The 19,566-nt window shown below is 59.2% G+C and carries 16 protein-coding genes, 1 rRNA gene and 2 pseudogenes; 10 read left to right on the top strand and 9 right to left on the bottom strand.

Going from position 1 to position 19,566, the window contains the following annotated elements:
* The first annotated feature begins 47 nt into the window (after positions 1-47).
* A complete protein-coding gene (locus AC0IXS_RS19275; RefSeq protein WP_191954730.1) occupies positions 48-1,244 on the top strand; it encodes a GGDEF domain-containing protein in 1,197 nt (398 codons plus the stop codon).
* 94 nt (positions 1,245-1,338) lie between these two features.
* Entirely contained in the window at positions 1,339-1,773 is a 435-nt protein-coding gene (locus tag AC0IXS_RS19270; protein ID WP_122690963.1) for a GNAT family N-acetyltransferase, read from the top strand.
* Positions 1,774-1,817: 44 nt separating this feature from the next.
* Here AC0IXS_RS19270 and AC0IXS_RS19265 read toward each other — a convergent pair.
* Together AC0IXS_RS19265 and AC0IXS_RS19260 are read right to left on the bottom strand one after the other, a co-directional pair.
* A pseudogene (locus tag AC0IXS_RS19265) lies at positions 1,818-2,414 on the bottom strand (methyl-accepting chemotaxis protein); the annotation flags it as partial.
* Positions 2,415-2,675: 261 nt separating this feature from the next.
* A pseudogene (locus AC0IXS_RS19260) lies at positions 2,676-3,458 on the bottom strand (MCP four helix bundle domain-containing protein); the annotation flags it as partial.
* 280 nt (positions 3,459-3,738) lie between these two features.
* Between AC0IXS_RS19260 and AC0IXS_RS19255 the strand changes: the two are divergent.
* Positions 3,739-5,748 carry an alkaline phosphatase D family protein gene (locus AC0IXS_RS19255; protein WP_471825464.1) on the top strand — a complete coding sequence of 670 codons (2,010 nt, stop codon included), beginning with the start codon at positions 3,739-3,741 and terminating at the stop codon, positions 5,746-5,748.
* An 88-nt stretch (positions 5,749-5,836) separates the two neighbouring features.
* A complete protein-coding gene (gene pcsA / locus AC0IXS_RS19250; protein ID WP_004879872.1) occupies positions 5,837-6,556 on the top strand; it encodes a phosphatidylcholine synthase in 720 nt (239 codons plus the stop codon).
* 50 nt (positions 6,557-6,606) lie between these two features.
* Here the strand turns inward: pcsA and AC0IXS_RS19245 are convergent, their stop codons facing one another.
* The 3 genes from AC0IXS_RS19245 to AC0IXS_RS19235 all read right to left on the bottom strand — a co-directional run bounded on the left by AC0IXS_RS19245 (position 6,607) and on the right by AC0IXS_RS19235 (position 8,967).
* Positions 6,607-7,818, bottom strand: coding sequence for a sugar transporter (locus AC0IXS_RS19245; protein WP_122437416.1), 1,212 nt, complete (start codon positions 7,816-7,818; stop codon positions 6,607-6,609).
* 278 nt (positions 7,819-8,096) lie between these two features.
* Entirely contained in the window at positions 8,097-8,540 is a 444-nt protein-coding gene (locus AC0IXS_RS19240; RefSeq protein ID WP_057409439.1) for a thiol-disulfide oxidoreductase DCC family protein, read from the bottom strand.
* Between the two features lie 85 nt (positions 8,541-8,625).
* A complete protein-coding gene (locus AC0IXS_RS19235) occupies positions 8,626-8,967 on the bottom strand; it encodes a zinc ribbon domain-containing protein YjdM (RefSeq protein WP_471825461.1) in 342 nt (113 codons plus the stop codon).
* 158 nt (positions 8,968-9,125) lie between these two features.
* On the opposite strand from AC0IXS_RS19235, the gene AC0IXS_RS19230 reads away from it, so the two are divergent.
* Positions 9,126-9,785, top strand: coding sequence for an HD domain-containing protein (locus AC0IXS_RS19230; protein ID WP_191958066.1), 660 nt, complete (start codon positions 9,126-9,128; stop codon positions 9,783-9,785).
* Between the two features lie 181 nt (positions 9,786-9,966).
* The gene (locus AC0IXS_RS19225; protein WP_057409504.1) at positions 9,967-11,592 is read left to right on the top strand and encodes a methyl-accepting chemotaxis protein; all 1,626 of its coding nucleotides are present in this window, start codon (positions 9,967-9,969) and stop codon (positions 11,590-11,592) included.
* Between the two features lie 58 nt (positions 11,593-11,650).
* Here AC0IXS_RS19225 and can read toward each other — a convergent pair whose 3' ends face one another.
* A complete protein-coding gene (gene can / locus AC0IXS_RS19220; RefSeq protein ID WP_004879883.1) occupies positions 11,651-12,289 on the bottom strand; it encodes a carbonate dehydratase in 639 nt (212 codons plus the stop codon).
* A 186-nt stretch (positions 12,290-12,475) separates the two neighbouring features.
* On the opposite strand from can, the gene AC0IXS_RS19215 reads away from it, so the two are divergent.
* Positions 12,476-12,883 (top strand): hypothetical protein, encoded by a 408-nt coding sequence (locus AC0IXS_RS19215; protein WP_004879885.1) that lies wholly within the window; start codon positions 12,476-12,478, stop codon positions 12,881-12,883.
* A gap of 7 nt (positions 12,884-12,890) precedes the next feature.
* Here the strand turns inward: AC0IXS_RS19215 and rimI are convergent, their stop codons facing one another.
* Together rimI and AC0IXS_RS19205 are read right to left on the bottom strand one after the other, a co-directional pair.
* Positions 12,891-13,343: a ribosomal protein S18-alanine N-acetyltransferase gene (gene rimI, locus AC0IXS_RS19210; protein WP_004879887.1), complete on the bottom strand. Its 453-nt coding sequence runs from the start codon at positions 13,341-13,343 to the stop codon at positions 12,891-12,893.
* Positions 13,336-14,145, bottom strand: a complete 810-nt coding sequence (locus tag AC0IXS_RS19205) for a hypothetical protein (RefSeq protein ID WP_057409437.1) — start codon at positions 14,143-14,145, stop codon at positions 13,336-13,338. The genes rimI and AC0IXS_RS19205 overlap by 8 nt, the downstream gene beginning before the upstream one ends.
* 144 nt (positions 14,146-14,289) lie before the next feature.
* Here AC0IXS_RS19205 and mksB point away from each other — a divergent pair, with 144 nt between their 5' ends.
* Genes mksB through mksF form a run of 3 tightly spaced genes read left to right on the top strand, consistent with a single transcriptional unit; the run spans position 14,290 to position 19,074 of the window.
* Positions 14,290-15,567, top strand: coding sequence for an Mks condensin complex protein MksB (gene mksB, locus AC0IXS_RS19200; protein ID WP_004879892.1), 1,278 nt, complete (start codon positions 14,290-14,292; stop codon positions 15,565-15,567).
* Positions 15,557-16,258 (top strand): Mks condensin complex protein MksE, encoded by a 702-nt coding sequence (gene mksE / locus AC0IXS_RS19195; RefSeq protein ID WP_004879893.1) that lies wholly within the window; start codon positions 15,557-15,559, stop codon positions 16,256-16,258. The genes mksB and mksE overlap by 11 nt, the downstream gene beginning before the upstream one ends.
* Entirely contained in the window at positions 16,255-19,074 is a 2,820-nt protein-coding gene (gene mksF, locus AC0IXS_RS19190; RefSeq protein ID WP_029241423.1) for an Mks condensin complex protein MksF, read from the top strand. The genes mksE and mksF overlap by 4 nt, the downstream gene beginning before the upstream one ends.
* 261 nt (positions 19,075-19,335) lie before the next feature.
* On the opposite strand, the gene rrf is transcribed toward mksF, so the two are convergent.
* Positions 19,336-19,451 (bottom strand): 5S ribosomal RNA (gene rrf, locus AC0IXS_RS19185).
* Positions 19,452-19,566 lie beyond the last annotated feature (115 nt).

Here is a 19,566-nt window from a genome sequence, read left to right as displayed (position 1 = left end):
TCTCGAGCGCTGTCCTAATGGATTCGATGTGATGAACCCGGTGCCACATGCTCACTCCCGCCCTTGATCGCCCGACCCAGGAAGACTCGCAGACCCTTGCCGAAGTTGAGCGAACCATTGCCTGCGGAGTGGGCACGCTGCGGTTCAGCCGTGAACTCGAACGACGCTACGAAGCAGACACCCTGCACCAGCGGCGTCGGTTCATTACGGCGGTCGGCATCGGCGGCGGTCTGATCTACAACCTGTACCTGCTCAGCGACTGGCTGATGTTGCGCGACATGTTCTTCTACGTCGCGATCGGCCGACTGTGCGTGATCACTCCAATGTTCATCGCCTTGCTGTTGTTGATCCAGCGCATGACATCCCGTCGTGCGCTGGAAACAACCGCAGCGGTCGCCACCGTGCTGTCCTCGCTGATGCCGATGGTGGTCATGACCTACAGCGAAAGCCCGCACCAGCTCCATTACCAGTTGGGGATGCTGCTGGTGATGGTCTACTGCACCATGATTCAGCAATTGCCGTTTCGCTACGCCACCGTGGCAACGCTAAGCATGCTGGGCATTCAACTGGTGACGACCTATGTGGCTGATTTTGCGGATTTCCTGACCTGGCAGGCCAATGCCCTGCTATTCGTGTCTACCGTTGCACTGCTGCTGATGTCTTCCTACTTTCTGGAGCGAGGCGCACGCCTGAGCTACCTGTTCGCGCTGCGCGGACGGCTGCTGCATGTCCAGTTGATGGAAGTTGCGCGTACCGATGCGCTGACACGGCTGTTCAATCGACGGTATCTGGACGAGCTGGTGAGCTCCATCTGGGAACGCTCCCGAGAGACGCCCACAAACGTCGCCTTCATCCTGCTGGATATCGATCACTTCAAATCCTACAACGACAACTATGGCCACCCTCAAGGCGACAGTTGTCTGAAGTTGATGAGTCAGGTGATCCAGCAGAATGCCCAGCAACATGGCGCCGTGGCGTTTCGGTATGGCGGCGAAGAGATTCTGATCCTGATGGTCAACACCGACGTCAGCCAGGCCAAGGCACTTGCCGAGATCATGAAAGCTGCACTGGCAACGCTCAAGCTGCCTCATCCGGCACAGGGCGAAGGCGCGCTGGTCACCATCAGCCTGGGTGTCGCCGCGGCCGTAGCGCCGCTGGCCACGGCCGACCAACTGATCAATGCCGCCGACGTTGCGCTGTACGCTGCCAAACATGCCGGTCGTAACTGTATCCGCTCAGCCTGACCCTCAAGCGCAGGTGTACGCGCCTTCCGTGCTTTACCCCGGCTGACCGCCGCTCTACTCTGCCGGTTTGAGATCAACGGACGGGAGTCAGCGCATGGGCGTGCATATCGAAGTCAAAAACGAGCCTACGGAAGAAGATCGCCTGGCCATCCTCGAGCCTTTGAGGCGCTACAACGCTGAACAGGCCGGTGACGGGCAATCGGAAAAGATCGCGTTACTCGTGCGGGATGAAAAAGGCGACATCATCGGCGGTTTGCACGCCCGCCTCTTTTATCGCTGGCTGTTCATTGAACTGCTGGTCGTGCCCGAACAGACCCGAGGTCAGGGAACAGGCTCGCGCCTGATGCAAATGGCCGAAGAGCTGGCCATGGAGAGAGGCTGCGTCGGGATGTGGCTGGACACCTTCGACTTCCAGGCACCGGACTTTTATCGCGATCACGGCTTCAGCGAGTTCGGGCAGATAGAAGACTACCCGCCCGGCCACAAGCGCTTCTTCTTTCAGAAGCGCCTGGACGTTCAAGCCGTTTGAAGGACCGGGGCAGCGTCGTGAAACGCTGCCACCGCGTTCGAGGATCAGACCTTGAACTTGCCCACCAGGTTGTTGAACGAAATCGCCAGTCGCGACAGTTCCTGGCTCGATGCACTGGTCTGGTTGGCGCCCGCAGCGGTCTGGGTGGACAGGTCCTGAATGTTGATCAGGTTGCGATCCACTTCGCGCGCAACGTGGGATTGTTCTTCCGACGCCGTGGCAATCAACATGTTGCGGTCGTTGATTTCAGCGATGCTCTGGGCGATGCGTTCCAGCGACTGGCCTGTGGCCTGGGCCAGTGACTGAGTGTTGCTGGCCAGCGTACGACTGTTGCCCATCGCACGAACGGCCTGATCGGCGCTGCTCTGTACGCTGCCGATCATCGCTTCAATCTCACCGGTGGATGCCTGAGTACGGGCTGCAAGAGCACGCACTTCATCAGCCACCACGGCAAAACCACGGCCCTGTTCACCGGCACGTGCGGCTTCGATGGCCGCGTTGAGGGCCAGCAGGTTGGTCTGCTCGGCGATGCCGCGAATCACGTCCAGCACCTGACCGATTTCGCGAACGCGTCCAGCCAGTTCCTCAACCATCGCGGTGGAACTGCTGATCTCGGTGCTCACCGTGTTGATCGCGTTCACGGCTTCGCGTGCCTGATCACGACCGGTCGCCGCCTCGGTGCTGGTCAGCTTCGACGCATCGGAGGTGGAGATGGCGTTGCGCGCCACTTCCTCGACCGCTGCGGTCATTTCCGTGACAGCGGTAGCCGCCAATTGAATCTCGTCATTCTGACGCGTCAGGCCTCGGCTGCTTTCTTCTGTGACTGCGTTCAGTTCCTCGGCGGCCGAGGCAAGCTGGTCTGCAGCGCTGGAAATTTGCCCGATGGTGTTCTTGAGGCTGTTTTGCATGTCGCCGAGCGCGGACAGCATCAGTCCGGCTTCATCACGATGCAGGCTGACAATCGACTGGGTCAGGTCGCCACCGGCAATGCGCTGTGCATTGACCAGAGCGGACGCAATCGGTCGGCTGATCACGCGGCTGATGAAAAGGCCGAGGAGGAAGGCGGCCAGGAACGCCACGCCAATGCCGATGTACAGATTGAGCTTGGCAGCAGACTCGGTCTTGCCGGCCGCGACTGCGCCCTCGCCCGTTTGCCGGGCGTTGGAGTCAACCATGATGTTCAGCTCATTCATGATCTTGAGGTAGATGTCACGAACCTCTCCGTCCACCAGCGTTCTTGCCGCACCAACATCGCCAGCCAAGGCCACGCTGACGGCTCGATCAATCGCAGCCTGATAGGCAGGCCAGTCCTTGTCCATCAGATCACCAGCGGCGCGCTCATCATCTTCCAGTGGCGTGGTTCGATAGGCGGCATACGCTTTTTCCGCCTGAGCGCGGTTTTCACGCAAGTTCGTGACGACCTGATCCTTGACGCTTTGAGGCGCGTTGGCGGCCACTGTCGACAGCAGGCGGTAGAGGTCACGGTTCTGGGCGATGGCATTGGCCTTGGTTTCACTGGTCTTGCCAACCGACACCAGGTTATTGGAGAACGTGAGCTTTAGGCTGTTCGAAAGGTCGCCGATGCCCTGGCTGCCGATGATGCCTACCACGAGCGTGATGAGCGCACAGAGTGCAAACGAGATGAACAGCTTGGTGGACAGTTTGGCGTTGTAAAACCAGTTCATGACAGGATCCTTGGTCGAGAAAGCTGGGTAAGGCTCCATTACAGATGCGTACATGCATCGACCTGAAGCTCCTTGTAAGAAGCTCTATCGGCAATGTGCGAAACCGCTGGAGTCTTTGAGCGAGAGTTTTCGTGGAAACGTCAGATTTTTCTGGCCAACTGCCGGGCGCGTGCTTGTCCTTGAAACATGCTGACAGCAATGCGGATTTGTGTAACAGGAACTTTCCACCTGCGCTGCGTTACTATTTCCAGCAATTATTCCGTCAGAGCCCGCCCCCAGGATGTTCCCCTCGCCCGTGTCACCGCATGATTCGTTACCCGCCGTTCTTGCCGGCCCGCTGCTGCGCCGACAGGAAGCCAATCGCCTGGTGTTGTGGCTGGTGGGCTCGCGTCCGTTGCCGCTGACATTGCGCCTGCGGGTTGATGAACAGGCGGATGCTGCGTTCACGGACTATCCGCTCGATGAACAGCAATGCCAGATCATCGCGATGGGCCAGCGGGCATTCATCCATCTGATCGACGTGCGCCTGGACAGCGAATTGCCGCAGGACCGGCTGATCGATTACGACCTGTATATAGAAGACGAGCAGACCGCAATTGCCGACTGGGCGCCCCATTTGCTCTACAGCGGTGCCAGCCACCCCAACTTCGTGGTGCGCAGCAAGATCGACCACATCCTCCACGGCTCATGCCGCAAGCCGCATCATGGTTCTGTCGATGGGCTGCTCTGTGTCGATCAATTGCTGGCGGACACACTTGATCCGCTACAACGTCCGGCCTTGCTGATGATGAGCGGTGATCAGGTCTACGCCGACGACGTTGCAGGCCCCGTGCTGCGTGAGGTTCATTCGCTGATCGACCGTCTGGGCCTGTTCGACGAGAGGCTGGAAGGCGCCGTGGTCGACGACAGCCAGAGTCTGTATGACCATCCGGCCAGCTATTACCAGCGCGCCGACCTGTTGCCCGCGCTTAAAAGTAACGACACCTTGCGTGATCGCTTTTTCGGCGGTACCAGTAAGCCGGTGTTCACCAGCGCCACGGCGGACAACCATTTGGTGACCCTGGCGGAAGTCATGGCGATGTACTTGCTGGTCTGGTCGCCGGTGCCCTGGTCCCTCGTCACACCGGACATGCCACAGCTCGACGCGAAAGAGTGTGAGCGTTATGCCCGGGAACAGGTGGTGATCGATGATTTCAGGGCCGGGCTGGGCAGCGTCGCCAGAGCCATGGCGCACCTGCCCTGCATGATGATGTTCGATGACCACGACATCACGGACGACTGGAACCTGTCGGCGAACTGGGAAGAGACCGCCTACGGTCATCCGTTTTCGAAACGCATCATTGGCAACGCTCTGATCGCCTACCTGTTGTGTCAGGGCTGGGGTAACAATCCTGATGCGCTAAACGAGCTTGTCGGGCAGGCACGGAGGCTGAGTGACGAAACGGTCAGCCGTGACAACCAGCTGGAGAGCAAGACCCAGGACGCGCTGATCGATCAACTGCTGAAATTCCAGCAATGGCATTATGTGCTGCCCACGACGCCAGCGCTGGTGGTGCTGGATACCCGCACGCGTCGCTGGCGCAGCCAGTCGAACTTCAACCACCCTTCCGGCCTGATGGACTGGGAAGCGCTCTGCGAATTGCAGCAGGAGCTGATTGATCACAAATCAGCCATCATCGTTTCACCGGCCCCGATTTTCGGGGTCAAGCTGATCGAGGCAATCCAGCGCGTTTTCAGCTGGTGCGGCTACCCGCTGCTGGTGGATGCGGAAAACTGGATGGCCCATCGTGGCGCGGCCCAAGTGATCCTGAACATCTTTCGCCACTCCCGAACGCCGGGCAATTACGTGATCCTGTCGGGGGACGTTCATTACTCGTTCGTTTACGAAATCCTTATCCGGCATCGCAGTGGCGGCCCGCGCATCTGGCAAGTCACCAGCAGCGGTATCAAAAATGAATTCCCCCGACGCTTACTGGATACTTTTGATCGGTTGAATCGGTGGTTATACTCACCGCGTTCGCCGCTGAACTGGTTCACCAAACGTCGCCTGATGAAAGTCATACCGCGTACGCCAGAACACAGCAAGGCGGGTGAACGGCTGTGGAATTCGGCGGGTGTGGGCCAGGTATTGTTCAACGACCAGGGCCAGCCGACGCTGATCAACCAGCTCAACGCTAACGGCGCACCGCCTACCTGCTTCGTCGAACCGGCAGAATACAGAGACGAGCGGTCAGGTACGGATCGCCGTTTTCTGGAAAACGACAGGGAAACGAGCGATAGTCACCGCTGAACCTTATCGCCGATTGCCGGGTCGATAGTTGCTACCGGTCAGGTTTACGGCAAACCCTGACAAGCATTATTTCCTGGAGAGCGCCCCCGTGATAACCAATCAACGCATAGCCAGACTCAACGCCTGGGGCGCGCATGGCTTCACCGCCACCGGCGTGGTCCTTGCGTTTCTGGCGACCATTGCCTTGTTCAACAATGAACCGAAAGCCTGCCTGCTCTGGCTCGGTGCAGCCCTGATCGTGGATGGGGTGGACGGTTCGCTGGCACGCAAGGTCAATACCACGTCGGTCCTGCCGCACTTCGATGGCTCGGTGCTGGACCTGGTGATTGATTACCTGACCTACGTATTCATTCCCGCTCTGTTCCTCTACCGCTACATCCCGGTCCCGGATTACACGCTGCTGCTGAGTGTGTCGGTGATTCTGGTTTCGTCGCTGTTCTGCTTCTGCAACGTTGATATGAAGAGCAAGGACAATTATTTCCAGGGCTTCCCCGCTGCCTGGAACGTTGTCGTCCTGTGCCTTTACATCCTCTCGCCAAGCCCCTGGATGACTTTCATCACCATCATTGCGCTGGCGCTGCTGACCCTGACCCGCATGAAGTTTCTGCACCCGTTCCGGGTACGTCGCTTCATGCCGATCAACATTGCGGTCACAGCGGTCTGGTTGCTGTCCAGCGCACTGCTGATCATCAACCATCCGCACAATGGCCCGGTCGTCATGGGACTGTGGCTGGCGATGTCGGCGTATTTTCTGGGGATTTGTATCTGGAGAACGTCGCTGGAATGGCTGGGCCGTCTCAAGGCCTGAGTTGATTCGCTCGCTGCCCGGACACGCCGGTCAGCGAGCGAATGACCTGATCAGACTCTGCTTTCGGTTTGAGCCTCGGCTGCACTGGCCGACTTGCCGAAGTGATACGTGGTAAAGCTGCACAGCCCCAACCCGCCCAAGGCCAACAGGCCGCCGACAATCCCGACGCTCGATACGCCCAGTTGGCTGCTTACCACGCTGCCGAGCAGCGCCCCACCGCCGATCCCGATGTTGAAAATCCCCGAAAACAGCGCCATGGCCACGTCCGTTGCATCCGGCGCGAGCGACAGCACGCGGGCCTGCAGCAACAGGCCGAAGCTCATGATCGCCATGCCCCAGACCACCGTCAGTGTTCCCAATGTCACAGCATCGCCAGACAGCGGCAGCAGCATCAGCAGACACACCGCAATGGTGCCGATCGCGGTGATCAGCAGGCCGTTTGGAAAGCGATCGCTGAACAGGCTGAACACGATCGAGCCCATGACACCCGCGCCACCGAAGACCAGCAGCAGAATCGTGGTGACCTCACCACTGAGGTGCGCCACGGTTTCGGTGAAGGGCTCGATGTAGCTGTAGGCCGTGAAGTGGGCAGTGACGACCAGCACGGTCAGCAGATAGACCGCCATCAGTTTCGGCCGCTTGAACAGCATCGGCAGGCTTCTCAGCGAGCCGGAGTTCTGGCTTGGCAGCAACGGCAGCGAGCGGGTCAAGAGCACCACGACCAGGGCCGCGACGCCTGCGATGCCCATGAAGGTGGTGCGCCAGCCCAATGCCTCGCCCAGGACACGTCCCAACGGAATACCCAACACCATGGCCAGCGACGTGCCGGTCGCCAGCAAGCCCAGGGCCTGCACCTGCTTGCCGGGCGGCGCGATACGTACCGCCAGAGACGCAGTGACCGACCAGAACACCGCATGCGCAAACGCAATGCCGACCCGGCTGATCAACAGCACCGTAAAGCTGGTGGCCATGGCCGAGACGATGTGACTGCCCACGAACACCGCAAACACAAAAATCAGCAGCTTGCGCCGCTCGATATTGCGCGTCATCAGCATCATCGGCAGCGACATCAGCGACACGACCCAAGCGTAAATGGTCAGCATCAGGCCGACCTGGGCCGTGGTCATGTCGAAGCTCTTGCCGATATTGCTCAGCAAGCCGATCGGCACGAACTCTGTGGTATTGAAAATGAAGGCCGCCAGGGCCAGAGCGAGTACGCCAAGCCAGCTACCGGCATGTGCATTCGGTGGTGTAGTCATCAAAAATATACAACGCTCGAAGTGGGTTGCGACCCGGAGGGCCTACCGCCACACAAATACGCGTGGCACCTGTAAAAACCAAGGCATGCACCCCAATGAAAAAACAACGCGAAAACGCCCCGCTCAATGATCAGGACCGAGCGCAGTGTGCGAAGTGGATTATTGTCGATATGGGGGGATGCAGCCGAATACGTGGAATTCTACGGACCGGGACGCGTGATCACAACACATCCATGAAACACATCCCGGACAAGTGACCGCCGGTCGGTAAGCACAAGCGCTTATCTGGACGAGGCGTCACCGAGAAAGCGTTTTTCATGATCGGGCGATGGCAGCAGGCACTGATCATAACGACCGAACAATCGATAGCGGTTGAGCGCGATCCGGTTGTAGGCCCAGTCCCGCAGGAAACGTGGAAACACCCGCAGGACACTCAATAGCGGCCATGGCGGGGGCAGCAGACGCATGATGTGCAGAAAGCCATCCGAACGCACATACACGCGGCCATTCTGGATCACGGCGATGGTGTGAAAATCGTCCAGCGGTAGCCCTGCCCACTTCAGCAATGCCTGACCTTCATCGGACTGCACCGCAGCCAGGCGCAAACGCCGTTCAGGGTCATGACGAATCAGAAACTTCACCACGCCGTTGCACAACTTGCAGACGCCGTCGAACAGCACGACGCATTCATCGGGCTTGAGGTAGGGAGCGGGAGTTTTCGGCATGATCAGACCCTGCTGTAGAAAAGAAAACGCCCCGCCGATCACGAGACCGGCGAGGCGTTCAGGCTAAAACGCGAAGCGCAAGGAATCAAACCTTCCTGACGAACTCGGATTTCAGCTTCATCGCGCCGATGCCATCGATCTTGCAGTCGATGTCATGGTCGCCATCCACCAGACGGATGTTCTTGACCTTGGTGCCGACCTTGACCACCAGCGAGGAACCTTTGACTTTCAGGTCCTTGATCACAGTGATGGTATCGCCTTCCTGCAACACGTTTCCGGTGGAGTCCTTGATGACCTTGACGTCGTCGGACGCGTCGCTGCTGCCGCCGTCAGCGGACCATTCGTGGGCGCATTCCGGGCAGATCAGCAAGGAGCCGTCCTCGTAGGTGTATTCGGAATTGCATTTCGGGCAGGACGGTAAGCTCACAGGGGATCTCGCATCGGGGTAAAAACCATGGATTATAAAGGGCTTTTCCGCTTTCAGGTGGATCACACGCAATCACCCGTCCACGCTCTCTTTGTCAGTGCCTTGCAGGGACGTGATTTTCTACAATGCTCAAATAGCAGTCGCATCAGGAGAGTCCAATGCTCGCAAACCGTTTTGCCCCGTTCGAGGACTTGGCTCGCCTGCTGATTCCGCATACCCACGCCGAGAAGATCGACGGTTCGCATGACGTCTCGCATTTGCTGAGAGTCTGGAGAAACGTCTGCGCCATTCGTGACCATGAAGGCGGTGACGCGCGTGTGCTGGTGGCTGCCACTTTGCTGCACGACTGCGTGGCGGTCGAAAAGAACTCGCCCTTTCGCTCCCGAGCATCACGACTCGCAGCTGCCCGAGCCAGCGAGCTGCTGACCGAAATGGGCTGGGATGAAGAAAGCGTCGCTTCGGTCGCCCACGCCATCGAGGCGCACAGCTTCTCGGCACAAATAACGCCCAGGACCCTGGAAGCCAGAATCCTGCAGGACGCCGATCGTCTCGACGCGCTGGGCATGGTCGGAGTGGCGCGCGTGTTTTACGTGTCAGGACGCATGGGACGTTATCTTTACGATCCCCTCGATCCGCACGCCACTCAGCGGCCCTATGATGACAAGAACTTTGCTGTCGATCACTTTCACACCAAGCTGCTGCACCTGGCCGATGGTTTTCAAACCCGTACGGGGGCTTCGCTGGCGAAGGTCAGGCACGAGCGATTGAAGCGCTGTCTGGATGAGCTGATGGAAGAAATCGGCGCGCCACATGACTGAAGCCTGCGCATATCGGCCATAGATGACATCAATGCGACATTAACGCGAAACGCCGCAGACATGTCATAAAGACATCACACATGTGCCTTATAAACGGCTCTCCGAAAGGGTCCGTTCAAAGAGGTCATCTGCTGTGAAAAATCTCCTGCCTCGTTTCTTGCGTCAAAAGTCCGGGGTAACGGTGCTGCGCCGTTTCAGGATCGCGCCACGTCTGGTCATCTGCTTCGGCATCACCGCCCTGCTCATGGTTTCTCTGGGCGTTTTCTGCCTGTTGCAAATGCAGGACATTCGCCGCCAGGGCGAGGCGGTCGAAAGCGGCGCCTTGCCGAGCATCGCCATGGCCGACGCCATCGCCATCGGCCTAGTGAAACTGCGCAGCGAAACCACTCGACTGATTGCCAACGCAGACGATCCGGGCGCGGTGATCAACAGCAAGATCAACGTTGAACAGCTCAAGAATGAAGTCGAGAAAGGCTTCGCGGATTATCTGGCGCGTGTCCCGGCGGGCACCGAGCACGATTCGATCATCGCCCTGCAGGACGCCTACAAGGCGTTCATGCCAGGGCTGCAGGACCAGATGGTGCTGATCGAGCAGAACAAGCTGGACGAAGCACGCACGCTGGCCAATACCCTGCTGGCGATGCAGGGCGACCTGATGGACATGCAGGTACAGCTGCTGCGCGAACTGAACAAGCAAAGCGCCGCTGCTGCCGTGGACGAAGCGAGCGCCCGTTACGAGCAGACGCGCATCATTGCGCTGAGTGCCATTGCCATCGCCCTTGCGCTCACCCTGCTGCTGGCCTGGCGTCTGAGCGTCAGCATCATCCGCCCGGTTCGCCATGCGCTGCACATCGCCAGCACCATCGCCGATGGCAACCTGACCCGTCACGAGATTCCAGACGGCAAGGATGAAACCGCACAACTACTGACCACACTGGGCCGTATGCGCAACAACCTGCACAGCACCATCGACCAGATTTATGCCGCCGCCACGCAGCTGTCCCAATCGGTTCAGGAAATGGGCACCATTGCCGAAGCCAGCGCCCTCAACCTGCAATTGCAGAACAATGAAATCGAACAGGCGGCAGTGGCGGTCAACCAGATGAGCCAGGCTGCCGTCGAAGTGGCGGGCAATGCCAGCAACACGGTGAGCGAGTCCGAAGCCTCTACTCAGGCGGCAGCGCAAGGTCAGGTCAAACTGTCGGCGACCATCAGCTCGATCAAGGAGCTGACCGCGAACGTGCTGGATTCATCCCATCAGGCCGAAGGGCTCGCCGAACGTACGCAGAGCATCAGCAGCATCCTTGATGTGATTCGCGCCATCGCCAACCAGACCAATCTGCTGGCCCTCAATGCAGCCATTGAAGCCGCACGTGCCGGCGAAGCCGGACGCGGGTTTGCCGTGGTCGCCGACGAAGTTCGCTCACTGGCACAACGCACCAGTGCCTCGACGACAGAAATCGAAGGCCTGATCAGCGGAGTCCAGCAAAGCACTCAACAAACAGCCAGCTCGCTGCGTCATACGGCATCACAAGCCAGCCTGACCCTGGAGCAGGCCGCTGCGACGGGTGAAGCGCTGAACGTGATCATCAGCTCGACCGGCACCATCAACGACCGCAATCTGCTGATTGCCAGTGCGGCGGAACAGCAGGCGCAGGTCGCCGGTGAAGTGGATCGCAACCTGAGCAGCATTCGCGACCTGTCATCGCAGACCGCATCCGGCGCGCAGCAGACCACAGTCGCCAGCAACGCGTTGTCGATGCTGGCGACGGATCTGAATCTGATGGTGCAACGATTCGTGCTCTGAGCATCGGGCGCTGCGTGGCTTCGCGGCAACACAGCGTCCGATCGATCTTCAGGCTAGATCAGTCCTGCGGACGCAGGCGGTACTGAGGCGGCAGCTGCTCGAAGCCGCTGATGGTGGTGTCCAGACTCTTCCAGCGACCATCCTTGATGCCATAGATGCAACCGTGCACCGACAGGCTCTGGCCGCGATGCCAGGCGTTCTGCACGATGCTGGTGTGAGCGACGTTGGCGACCTGCTGAATCACGTTCAGCTCGCACATACGGTCGACGCGTTCTTCTTCGGTCGGCAATTGAGCCAACACGTTGCGATTCTCGTAATACAGATCACGAATCGTGCGCAGCCAGCCGTCGATCAGGCCGAACTGACGGTCCTGCATGGAAGCGCGAACGCCGCCGCAGCCGTAGTGACCGGTCACCAGAATGTGTTTGACCTTCAAGACATCCACGGCGTACTGAATCACCGACAGGCAGTTCAGGTCCGTGTGCAGCACAACGTTGGCCACGTTGCGGTGTACGAACAGATCGCCGGGCAACATGCCGACAATCTCGTTAGCGGGAACGCGCGCATCCGAGCAACCGATCCAAAGAAATTCCGGGGTCTGCTGGCGAGCCAGCTTGGCGAAGAAGTCAGGGTCCTCCTGTTTGATCGCCTCGGCCCAACGTGCATTGTTATCAATCAGGTCTTGTAGCTCGTTCATGCTTTGATGCCTCGTTTATGATGCTCAGCCTTGGACTGGCCTTTGACACCGGAAGTCACGTCCTTGTGCCACTACCTGATATCACCCTTGATGACAAACCGCACTGATAAACCGTACTGATAAAAAAGGAATCTTCAAAGTTGCGACCGGTCCACCTAACAAGACCACCTGCAATGAGGATTCGTCATGAACGATTCACGCCGTCCATTCGATGCCACCCAACCGGAACCCATCGACGATAACGAAGACCGTATGGGCTCCATGGAAGAACTGAACTTCAGGGATGATGAGACCGCCCGTATCGGTGATCTTATGCCTGAAGACGAACTGCAACATGAAATACCGGATGAGCGCGTGCGCGAAGCCGGCATGACCGGTGCGTCCACCGATGACCACCAGCCGACCGACGATGATCTCTCGCCTGAAACGCTGATTCATGAAGACGGTGCCCGGTCGGCCAGCGAGCGCGGTGAGGACAATCCTGCCGATCTTGACCTGACTGTGGTCGATGAAGATGACATCGGCGGTGGCGACGGTCTGGATGAAGAAGAGATGGCCATCGTCGACCCGCTGGATGGCAAGGCCGGACGCTGAAGCCGGGTTATTCCAGAAGCGTGCAGGCCATGACCACGGCATCTTCACGACCGCCGACTGCGGGGTAGTAATCACGCCGCCGGCCTATCTCGTTGAAACCGTAGTTTTCATACAGACGATAGGCTGGCCGGTTGCTGTCACGCAGCTCAAGGAAGCACTCGCGCGCATTAAGCTGGTAAGCGCGCTTCATCAGGTGATCCAGCAACAGCAGCCCAAGGCCACGCCCCTGACTTTCCGGCTTCACGGTGATGTTGAGCAGATGGGCTTCGTCGATGATGACCTGGACCACGCCGTGCCCGACCTGCTGAGCGCCTTCGAACATCAGCCATATCTCGTATGACTTGAGCCCGTCCAGAAAGATGCCGCGGGTCCAGGGATGGCTGAAGGCTGCGTACTCGATCTTCAGCACCGCATCCAGATCGGCCTCGGTCATGGGCCGGAAGCTTATTGCATCACTCATCGGTTGGTTTCCAGCGCGTCATCAGCCGACGCATGGCTTTCCAGACATCAGACTTGCGTTCAGGCTCGTCCATCAATAATTCCAGCCCCGGCAGCGCCCACACAGTGCCCAGGCCGTCTACCTGCAAATCCTGATAGTAGGATTCGGCGTCGGCTTCGCCGGCGAATTTCATGGCGGGCAAGCCCACCAGCCACAGGCAGGTGCACGGTTCATCTTCGAGTCTTGCACCGACGAAACCCTGCACGAAGTCACGCGCGGCCTCCGGTCCCTGATCCATCTGGCCACGAACCAGCAGCGGCCAGCGCACAGGCTCGCCGATGATCTGCGGACTGTCCGGCAGACCGGCGGCGCGCAGCATGTCCTTGAGCAACAGATAGGAAGGGTCACGACTCTGGAACGGCTGGCCGGTGGACAACTCCACGAGCAGCATGCAACGCCCGGCGCGCAACAATTGCAGGGAGAAACGCGGCGGCGGCACGACCACAGCCTTGGGCGGTGCGGGTTCGGCGTCTTCAACGACCGCAGCGACGGTGCGCGTGCTGGCCAGCGAAGGTCGCGGCACTTCGATTTTCGGGCGTTCGGAGGCTCGTTCGGATGGCCGATCGATGGGCACCACATTGTCTGCAACCACAGGCGCAGGTGAGGAAACCGCTGGCAACTCGTTCTGCACCTCGACCGGCGGCGGCAACGGCGCGAGCAGTTCCGGACGGGAAGGTGCAGCAAACGGCAGTTCAGTGCGCGGCAGCCAGTTGACCACCTGCATGGCGGTCAAATAAGCGCGGCGACGGGACTCATTGAGCAAGGGTCGGCCACCTGTGGATACGTTAGGCGCGCAATTCTAGCGTTGTTCGTCTTTTCGTGCTGAAGCATATCGCGCCCGGGTGAAATCTTGAGTGAATGATGCAGTACAATCGCCGCCTTTCATTCGCCAACAGTCGGCCTATCCATGATCGAACCCAAGCGCGTCCTGCGCGCCCTTGCCGAGCATTGGGCGCTACTCGAGCCCTTATGTGAACACTTCGACCAGGGCACCCTGAGCCTGAGCGAGCTGCGCCTGCAGCTTGCCGCTCAGCAACAGGACAGCACCCCGCAAGACATCACCAATCTGCTGGACGTGTGGATTCGTCTGGACATTCTGGTGCCTGTCGCCAAAAGCCCGAACCGTTTCGAGCTCAATGCGCAGATCCATGACTTTCTGTCCTATCTGCGCCGTGAGCACCGGCTGGGGCTGTGCCTGGAGATTGAAGCCTATCTGCGCCACCTCGAACGTCTGGCCGGTTACATTCAGGACGCCTTCGAGATTCGCGACGCCAATGATCTGGCCAGACAGCTTCGATTGCTGGACATGCGTGTCCGTGACGTGCTGAAAAAGCTCGCCAATGACGAGCAGGCACTGGTAGCGGTCGCTGATCGCGCCAAGACCAGCGACCGACAGATCCCGCTTCGCCAACGCTACGCAGAAGTGCTGGCAACCTGGGATGAATACGTCGAGCCGATGATTCAACTGGTCAACGCCGACGGGGCTTTCGAGCAAGGCGTGCGCAAGGTCGAGAATGTCCTGCTGCGTCTGTTGACCGAGCAGCAGCGTCTGGGCCACCTGGTCGACGATGACATGCTGCTGCGCACCCATGCGCGCATTCTGGAAATGCAGACCAGCGCCCAGCTCACCCTGCGCCATGCGCGTGAGCTGCTGCTGCCGTTGCGCGAAGAAGCACGTCGCCACAACGCCGTCACCCGCGGCGCAGCGCTGGCATTGTCAGCCATTCGCCGCAAAGGGCTGGACGCCGTGCCACAGGCTGCAATGCCAATGTTCACCCGTCCGCAAAGCACCTTTCTGGGCAGCGCGAGCCAGGTTGAAGCCTACGTTTACGCCCTGGCGCGCTTCGAGCCCAAGCCGGCACGCTTCCCCAAGGCCAGTGGCACCCGCAAGGGCGAACCTGCCCGCGCGCCGCGTACGGTCAAGGAAATGCTCGAGCGCTGCGAAGACGCCCTGCCGATGCCGGATCTGATGAACTGGTTGCTGGAACAGGAGCCGAACGGCGAAACAGAAGAATTGCTGTATTGGTTTTCACGCCTCTCCCGCGACAAGCGCTTTGAGCGCGAACGCCTGGAGCGCCGCGAATATTACACACGGGAGCACCGCGTCAGCCTGCGCTCCTTTGCCCTGCTTGCCCCCGCAGACACGCAGCCAGAGAATTCCGAGAGCACTGTTCATGCATCTTGATCTATCCGAAATGTCCCAGCTCGCCCCGATCTTTCGCGAGCTGTTCAAGGGCTACCACGTCAGCCGCCGTGATCCGGAGCTGTACGCCCAACTCTCCAACTTCCAGGATCAGTACCGTGCGCTGTTCAAGGCGCTGGGTTTCGAACTGGTGTGCGATACCCGTGGCTTCTACTACTTCGTGCCGGACCTTGCCGCAGCGCAGGTGAACAAGACCGCCCAGCGTCTGGCGCTGTTCACCTTCATCCTCGTCGAGCATCTGGCCGATCAGGGCCGCGACCCGATGGCCGTGCTGGACGGTGGCAGTCTGGGCCGCGACGAGTTGCCGTCGATGCTGGAAAAGTATCGCGATCTGTTTTTGCAGGCCGAGGTTCAAACCCAGGAAGAGCTGGAAGAGAAAATCATGCGCCGCATGACCCAACTCGGCTTTGCCAGTGAAGAGGTCGGCATCTACCGATTCCTGCCGCCGATGCACCGCTTTCTCGACGTATGCCTCTCCGTGCAGCAGGACCGTGATCTGGCGGCCAGCCTGCACAGCGCCCTGCCCTTGCCGACGCCGGTGCTCATCGATGACGACAGTGATGAAAAGCTGCTGGAAACCGATGATCCACTGGACCTCGCCGAATTCAGCGAAGAAACCGAAGAAGAGGCGTTGGCCCGTGCCATTGCCGATGAACAGGAGTTGGACGCATGAGCCAGGAACGCTTTGGCATTCGCCGTTTCGCCCTGTTGAATACCGCAGGTTACAGCCTGGGTCTGTTCCCGCTGGAGAATCCGCTGTCGGTATATGGCGCGAACAACCTCGGCAAGAGTGCGTCGATCAACGCGCTGCAGTTCCCGATTCTGGCGCGCATGTCGGACATGAGCTTCGGCAAGTACAGCCTGGAACAATCCCGACGCTTCTACTTCGCCTCGGATACCAGCTACATTCTGGTGGAAGTCTCCCTGCCTCATGGCCCGCATGTCATAGGCGTGGTTGGTCGTGGCCCCGGCGGCGGTTTCGGACACCAGTTCTTCGCCTATGCCGGTGAACTTGATCTGGGCCATTACCAGAAGAACGACACCTGCCTGCGTCAGAAAGAACTGTTCAGCAATCTGGAAAGCAAGGGCCTGAAGGCCTATGAGCTCAAGCCGGACGAACTGCGCCGCCTGCTGGTGGGCGGCCACACATCGATCCCGCTGGACCTGACACTGATTCCGCTGCGCTCGACCAGTGAGCAGAGCCTGAAGACCTTCCGGGCACTATTCATTAACCTGCTGCACATGCGCGAGATCACTGCCGCCAAGCTCAAGCAACTGTTCCTCGATGCCTTCGAGCACAGCCTGCGCTCCGGCAGCGTCGACTACATTGCGGCGTGTGAAGAGGCCTTCCGTGACGTGCGTCGCATGGAACAGGATTACAACTCGCTGGTGCTGGCCGGTCCGCTGGTCGAAGCACTGGCCGCTGGCGTCAAGCAGCGCGACCTGTTGCGCGGCAAGCTGCATCGTCTTTCGCCGATTCTCGATTCCTTGCTGGGCACCTGGTCGGACTACTCGGGTGCACGCAAGGAAGAGCTGGTCATCCAGGCCGAGCACTACCGTGCGCAGCAGGACGAAATGCAGAATGAACAACGCTCCAGCACTCAGGAACTGATGCGCCTGGAACGTGAGATCAGCGGTATCCAGCGCTGGGTGGGTGAGCTGTCGGTCCTGAAGAACCGCTTTGCTCTGGTCGACGATGTGAAGGTGCTGGAACAGCAACTGCTGGCTGCCAAGGACGCGCACGACGAACTGGCCGGTGCACTGGCCCAGTCCCGGCAGTTCAGCGCCGAGGATCTGGACGAGCGACTGCGAGATCTGGAAAAACGCCTCAAGTCACTCAAGCAGCAACTCGATCACGCAGACAACAACAGCTATGCCCGCTTGCGCGAAGAGTTCTCGCAACCGGATGTTGAGCGTCTGATGCGCCTGTTCAACAGCTCGCTGTTCAGTCTGCCGCTTGGCGAGCAGGGTATTGCGTTGGACGATGGCGACGCGTGGGTCAAATCGCTGGAAACGATTCTGGATGGCTTCAAGGGTGATCAGTTCACCGTACCGGGTTTGACGATCAACCTGTCCAGTATCGAGCCTCCCGCTCTCCAGGCGCTGGCCGATCGCGCCGCGTTGCGCGACCAGAAAGAGCGTCTGGAAAAAGAACTGAAGCAGTTGAAAACCCAACAGGCGGTAGCGGCGGATCGCTCGGCGAGCAAGACGCAGACCGAAGCGCTGTATCAGCAGGTGCTGGATGCACAGAAGGCGCTTGAAGACTTCCGTCGCTGCCAGACGCTGAGCGCAGAAGAGCCTTCCAAGCTTGAAGACCTGGCGCAGATGGAAGCGGCGCAGGATGAACTGAAACGCTCAAGCGATGCGTTTACCGAGCGTGTCCAGCAACTGTCGGCCAAGCTGCAACTGGTTGCACGACAGATCGGCGACCTGGAATCCAAGCAACGTACGCTGGACGACGCCCTGCGCCGTCGCCAGTTGCTGCCGACTGACTTGCCGTTCGGCACGCCATTCATGGACCCGATCGACGATTCGATGGACAACCTGCTGCCACTGCTCAATGACTATCAGGACAGCTGGCAGGGCCTGCTGCGCAGTGATGGCCAGATCGAGGCGCTGTACGCGCAGGTCCGCCTCAAGGGCGTGGCGAAGTTCGACAGCGAAGATGACATGGAGCGCCGTCTGCAGTTGCTGATCAATGCCTATGCGCACCGCACCGATGAAGCGCTGACGCTGGGCAAGGCACGTCGTGCTGCCGTGACTGACATTGCCCGCACGCTGCGCAACATCCGTAGCGACTATGACAGCCTTGAGCACCAGCTTGCCCTGTTCAACCGCGAGATCAACAAGCGTCAGGTGTCCAACCTGGCCAGCTTCCGCATTGTCCTTGCTCCCAACAAGGAAGCACTCAAGCATATCGATCAGATTATCCACAGCGCAGGTCAGTATGAGGAAGGCGAGACGCTGTCGGTCTTCGATCTGAGCCAGAGTGCTGAGCAGGACAACAAGAACGAAGAAGCCAAGGAATACCTGGCACGTCTGGTGGCGGCTAACCATAACCAGCTGGGCCTCAGGGATCTGTTCGAACTGGCTTTCGAAATCACCAAGGTCAATGGCCAGCCGGTTATCCATACCGACATCGACGGTGCCGCGTCCAACGGTACAACCATGACCATCAAGGCGCTGACCAACATGTACCTGTTGCTGCACTTGATGGATCGTGATCAGGCCGGTCGTGTGCGCTTGCCTTACTACCTGGACGAAGCCGCAGACATCGACGAGAAGAACCAGGCGGCATTGCTGGAGACGAGCTTGCAGCTGGGCTTTGTGCCGATCCTTGCGAGTGTGAAGCCTCAAGTCTCTGCCCATGTCGCTATCGACCTGGAAGGCGGCAGCGGGCCGAACGGTATCTACATCGATGAAGCTGACTGGAAGTACATCCAGCGTCGTGACGAGGTGAAGAAAGAGGTCTCGGAGCTGGCTTCGTAAGTCTGGGACCGTTGTGATGAGAAGGCCGCATGTGAATGCGGCCTTTTTTATGGGCGGCGTTCGGGGGCATGACCTTGATGGTTGCACGGTGCGTGGTGTGAACGGCCGTAGGGGGGTTGTGAGCTGCTGCTGACAACTGCAACTGAATTGCTGGAAGCAGGCTGAGCGTTATAGATAACTGACGAGGGTGATGCATCTTTTGCAGACGCCACAAAGACAAAACCCCTCACCGCGTAAGCGATGAGGGGTTTCGGAATTGAATCTTGACGATGACCTACTCTCACATGGGGAAACCCCACACTACCATCGGCGATGCATCGTTTCACTGCTGAGTTCGGGATGGGATCAGGTGGTTCCAATGCTCTATGGTCGTCAAGAAATTCGGGTACCGAAGCGTGCCGGATGGCGCGATTCAGCAAAATGGGTATGTGATAAAGGTGTTGTTTGTGACGCAAACTTTCGGTTCGTGTCGTCTTCACAGTCACCGCAATC

The organism is Pseudomonas sp. AC016, assembly GCF_979253365.1.
This window is presented reverse-complemented; position numbering and strand designations above follow the sequence as displayed.

Coding starts and splice junctions, on each gene's coding strand:
- AC0IXS_RS19275 (WP_191954730.1), top strand. CDS start 48: ATGCTCACTCCCGCCCTTGATCGCCCGACCCAGGAAGACTCGCAGACC.
- AC0IXS_RS19270 (WP_122690963.1), top strand. CDS start 1,339: ATGGGCGTGCATATCGAAGTCAAAAACGAGCCTACGGAAGAAGATCGC.
- AC0IXS_RS19255 (WP_471825464.1), top strand. CDS start 3,739: ATGTTCCCCTCGCCCGTGTCACCGCATGATTCGTTACCCGCCGTTCTT.
- AC0IXS_RS19240 (WP_057409439.1), bottom strand. CDS start 8,540: ATGCCGAAAACTCCCGCTCCCTACCTCAAGCCCGATGAATGCGTCGTG.
- AC0IXS_RS19230 (WP_191958066.1), top strand. CDS start 9,126: ATGCTCGCAAACCGTTTTGCCCCGTTCGAGGACTTGGCTCGCCTGCTG.
- can (WP_004879883.1), bottom strand. CDS start 12,289: ATGAACGAGCTACAAGACCTGATTGATAACAATGCACGTTGGGCCGAG.
- AC0IXS_RS19215 (WP_004879885.1), top strand. CDS start 12,476: ATGAACGATTCACGCCGTCCATTCGATGCCACCCAACCGGAACCCATC.
- rimI (WP_004879887.1), bottom strand. CDS start 13,343: ATGAGTGATGCAATAAGCTTCCGGCCCATGACCGAGGCCGATCTGGAT.
- mksB (WP_004879892.1), top strand. CDS start 14,290: ATGATCGAACCCAAGCGCGTCCTGCGCGCCCTTGCCGAGCATTGGGCG.
- mksE (WP_004879893.1), top strand. CDS start 15,557: ATGCATCTTGATCTATCCGAAATGTCCCAGCTCGCCCCGATCTTTCGC.
- mksF (WP_029241423.1), top strand. CDS start 16,255: ATGAGCCAGGAACGCTTTGGCATTCGCCGTTTCGCCCTGTTGAATACC.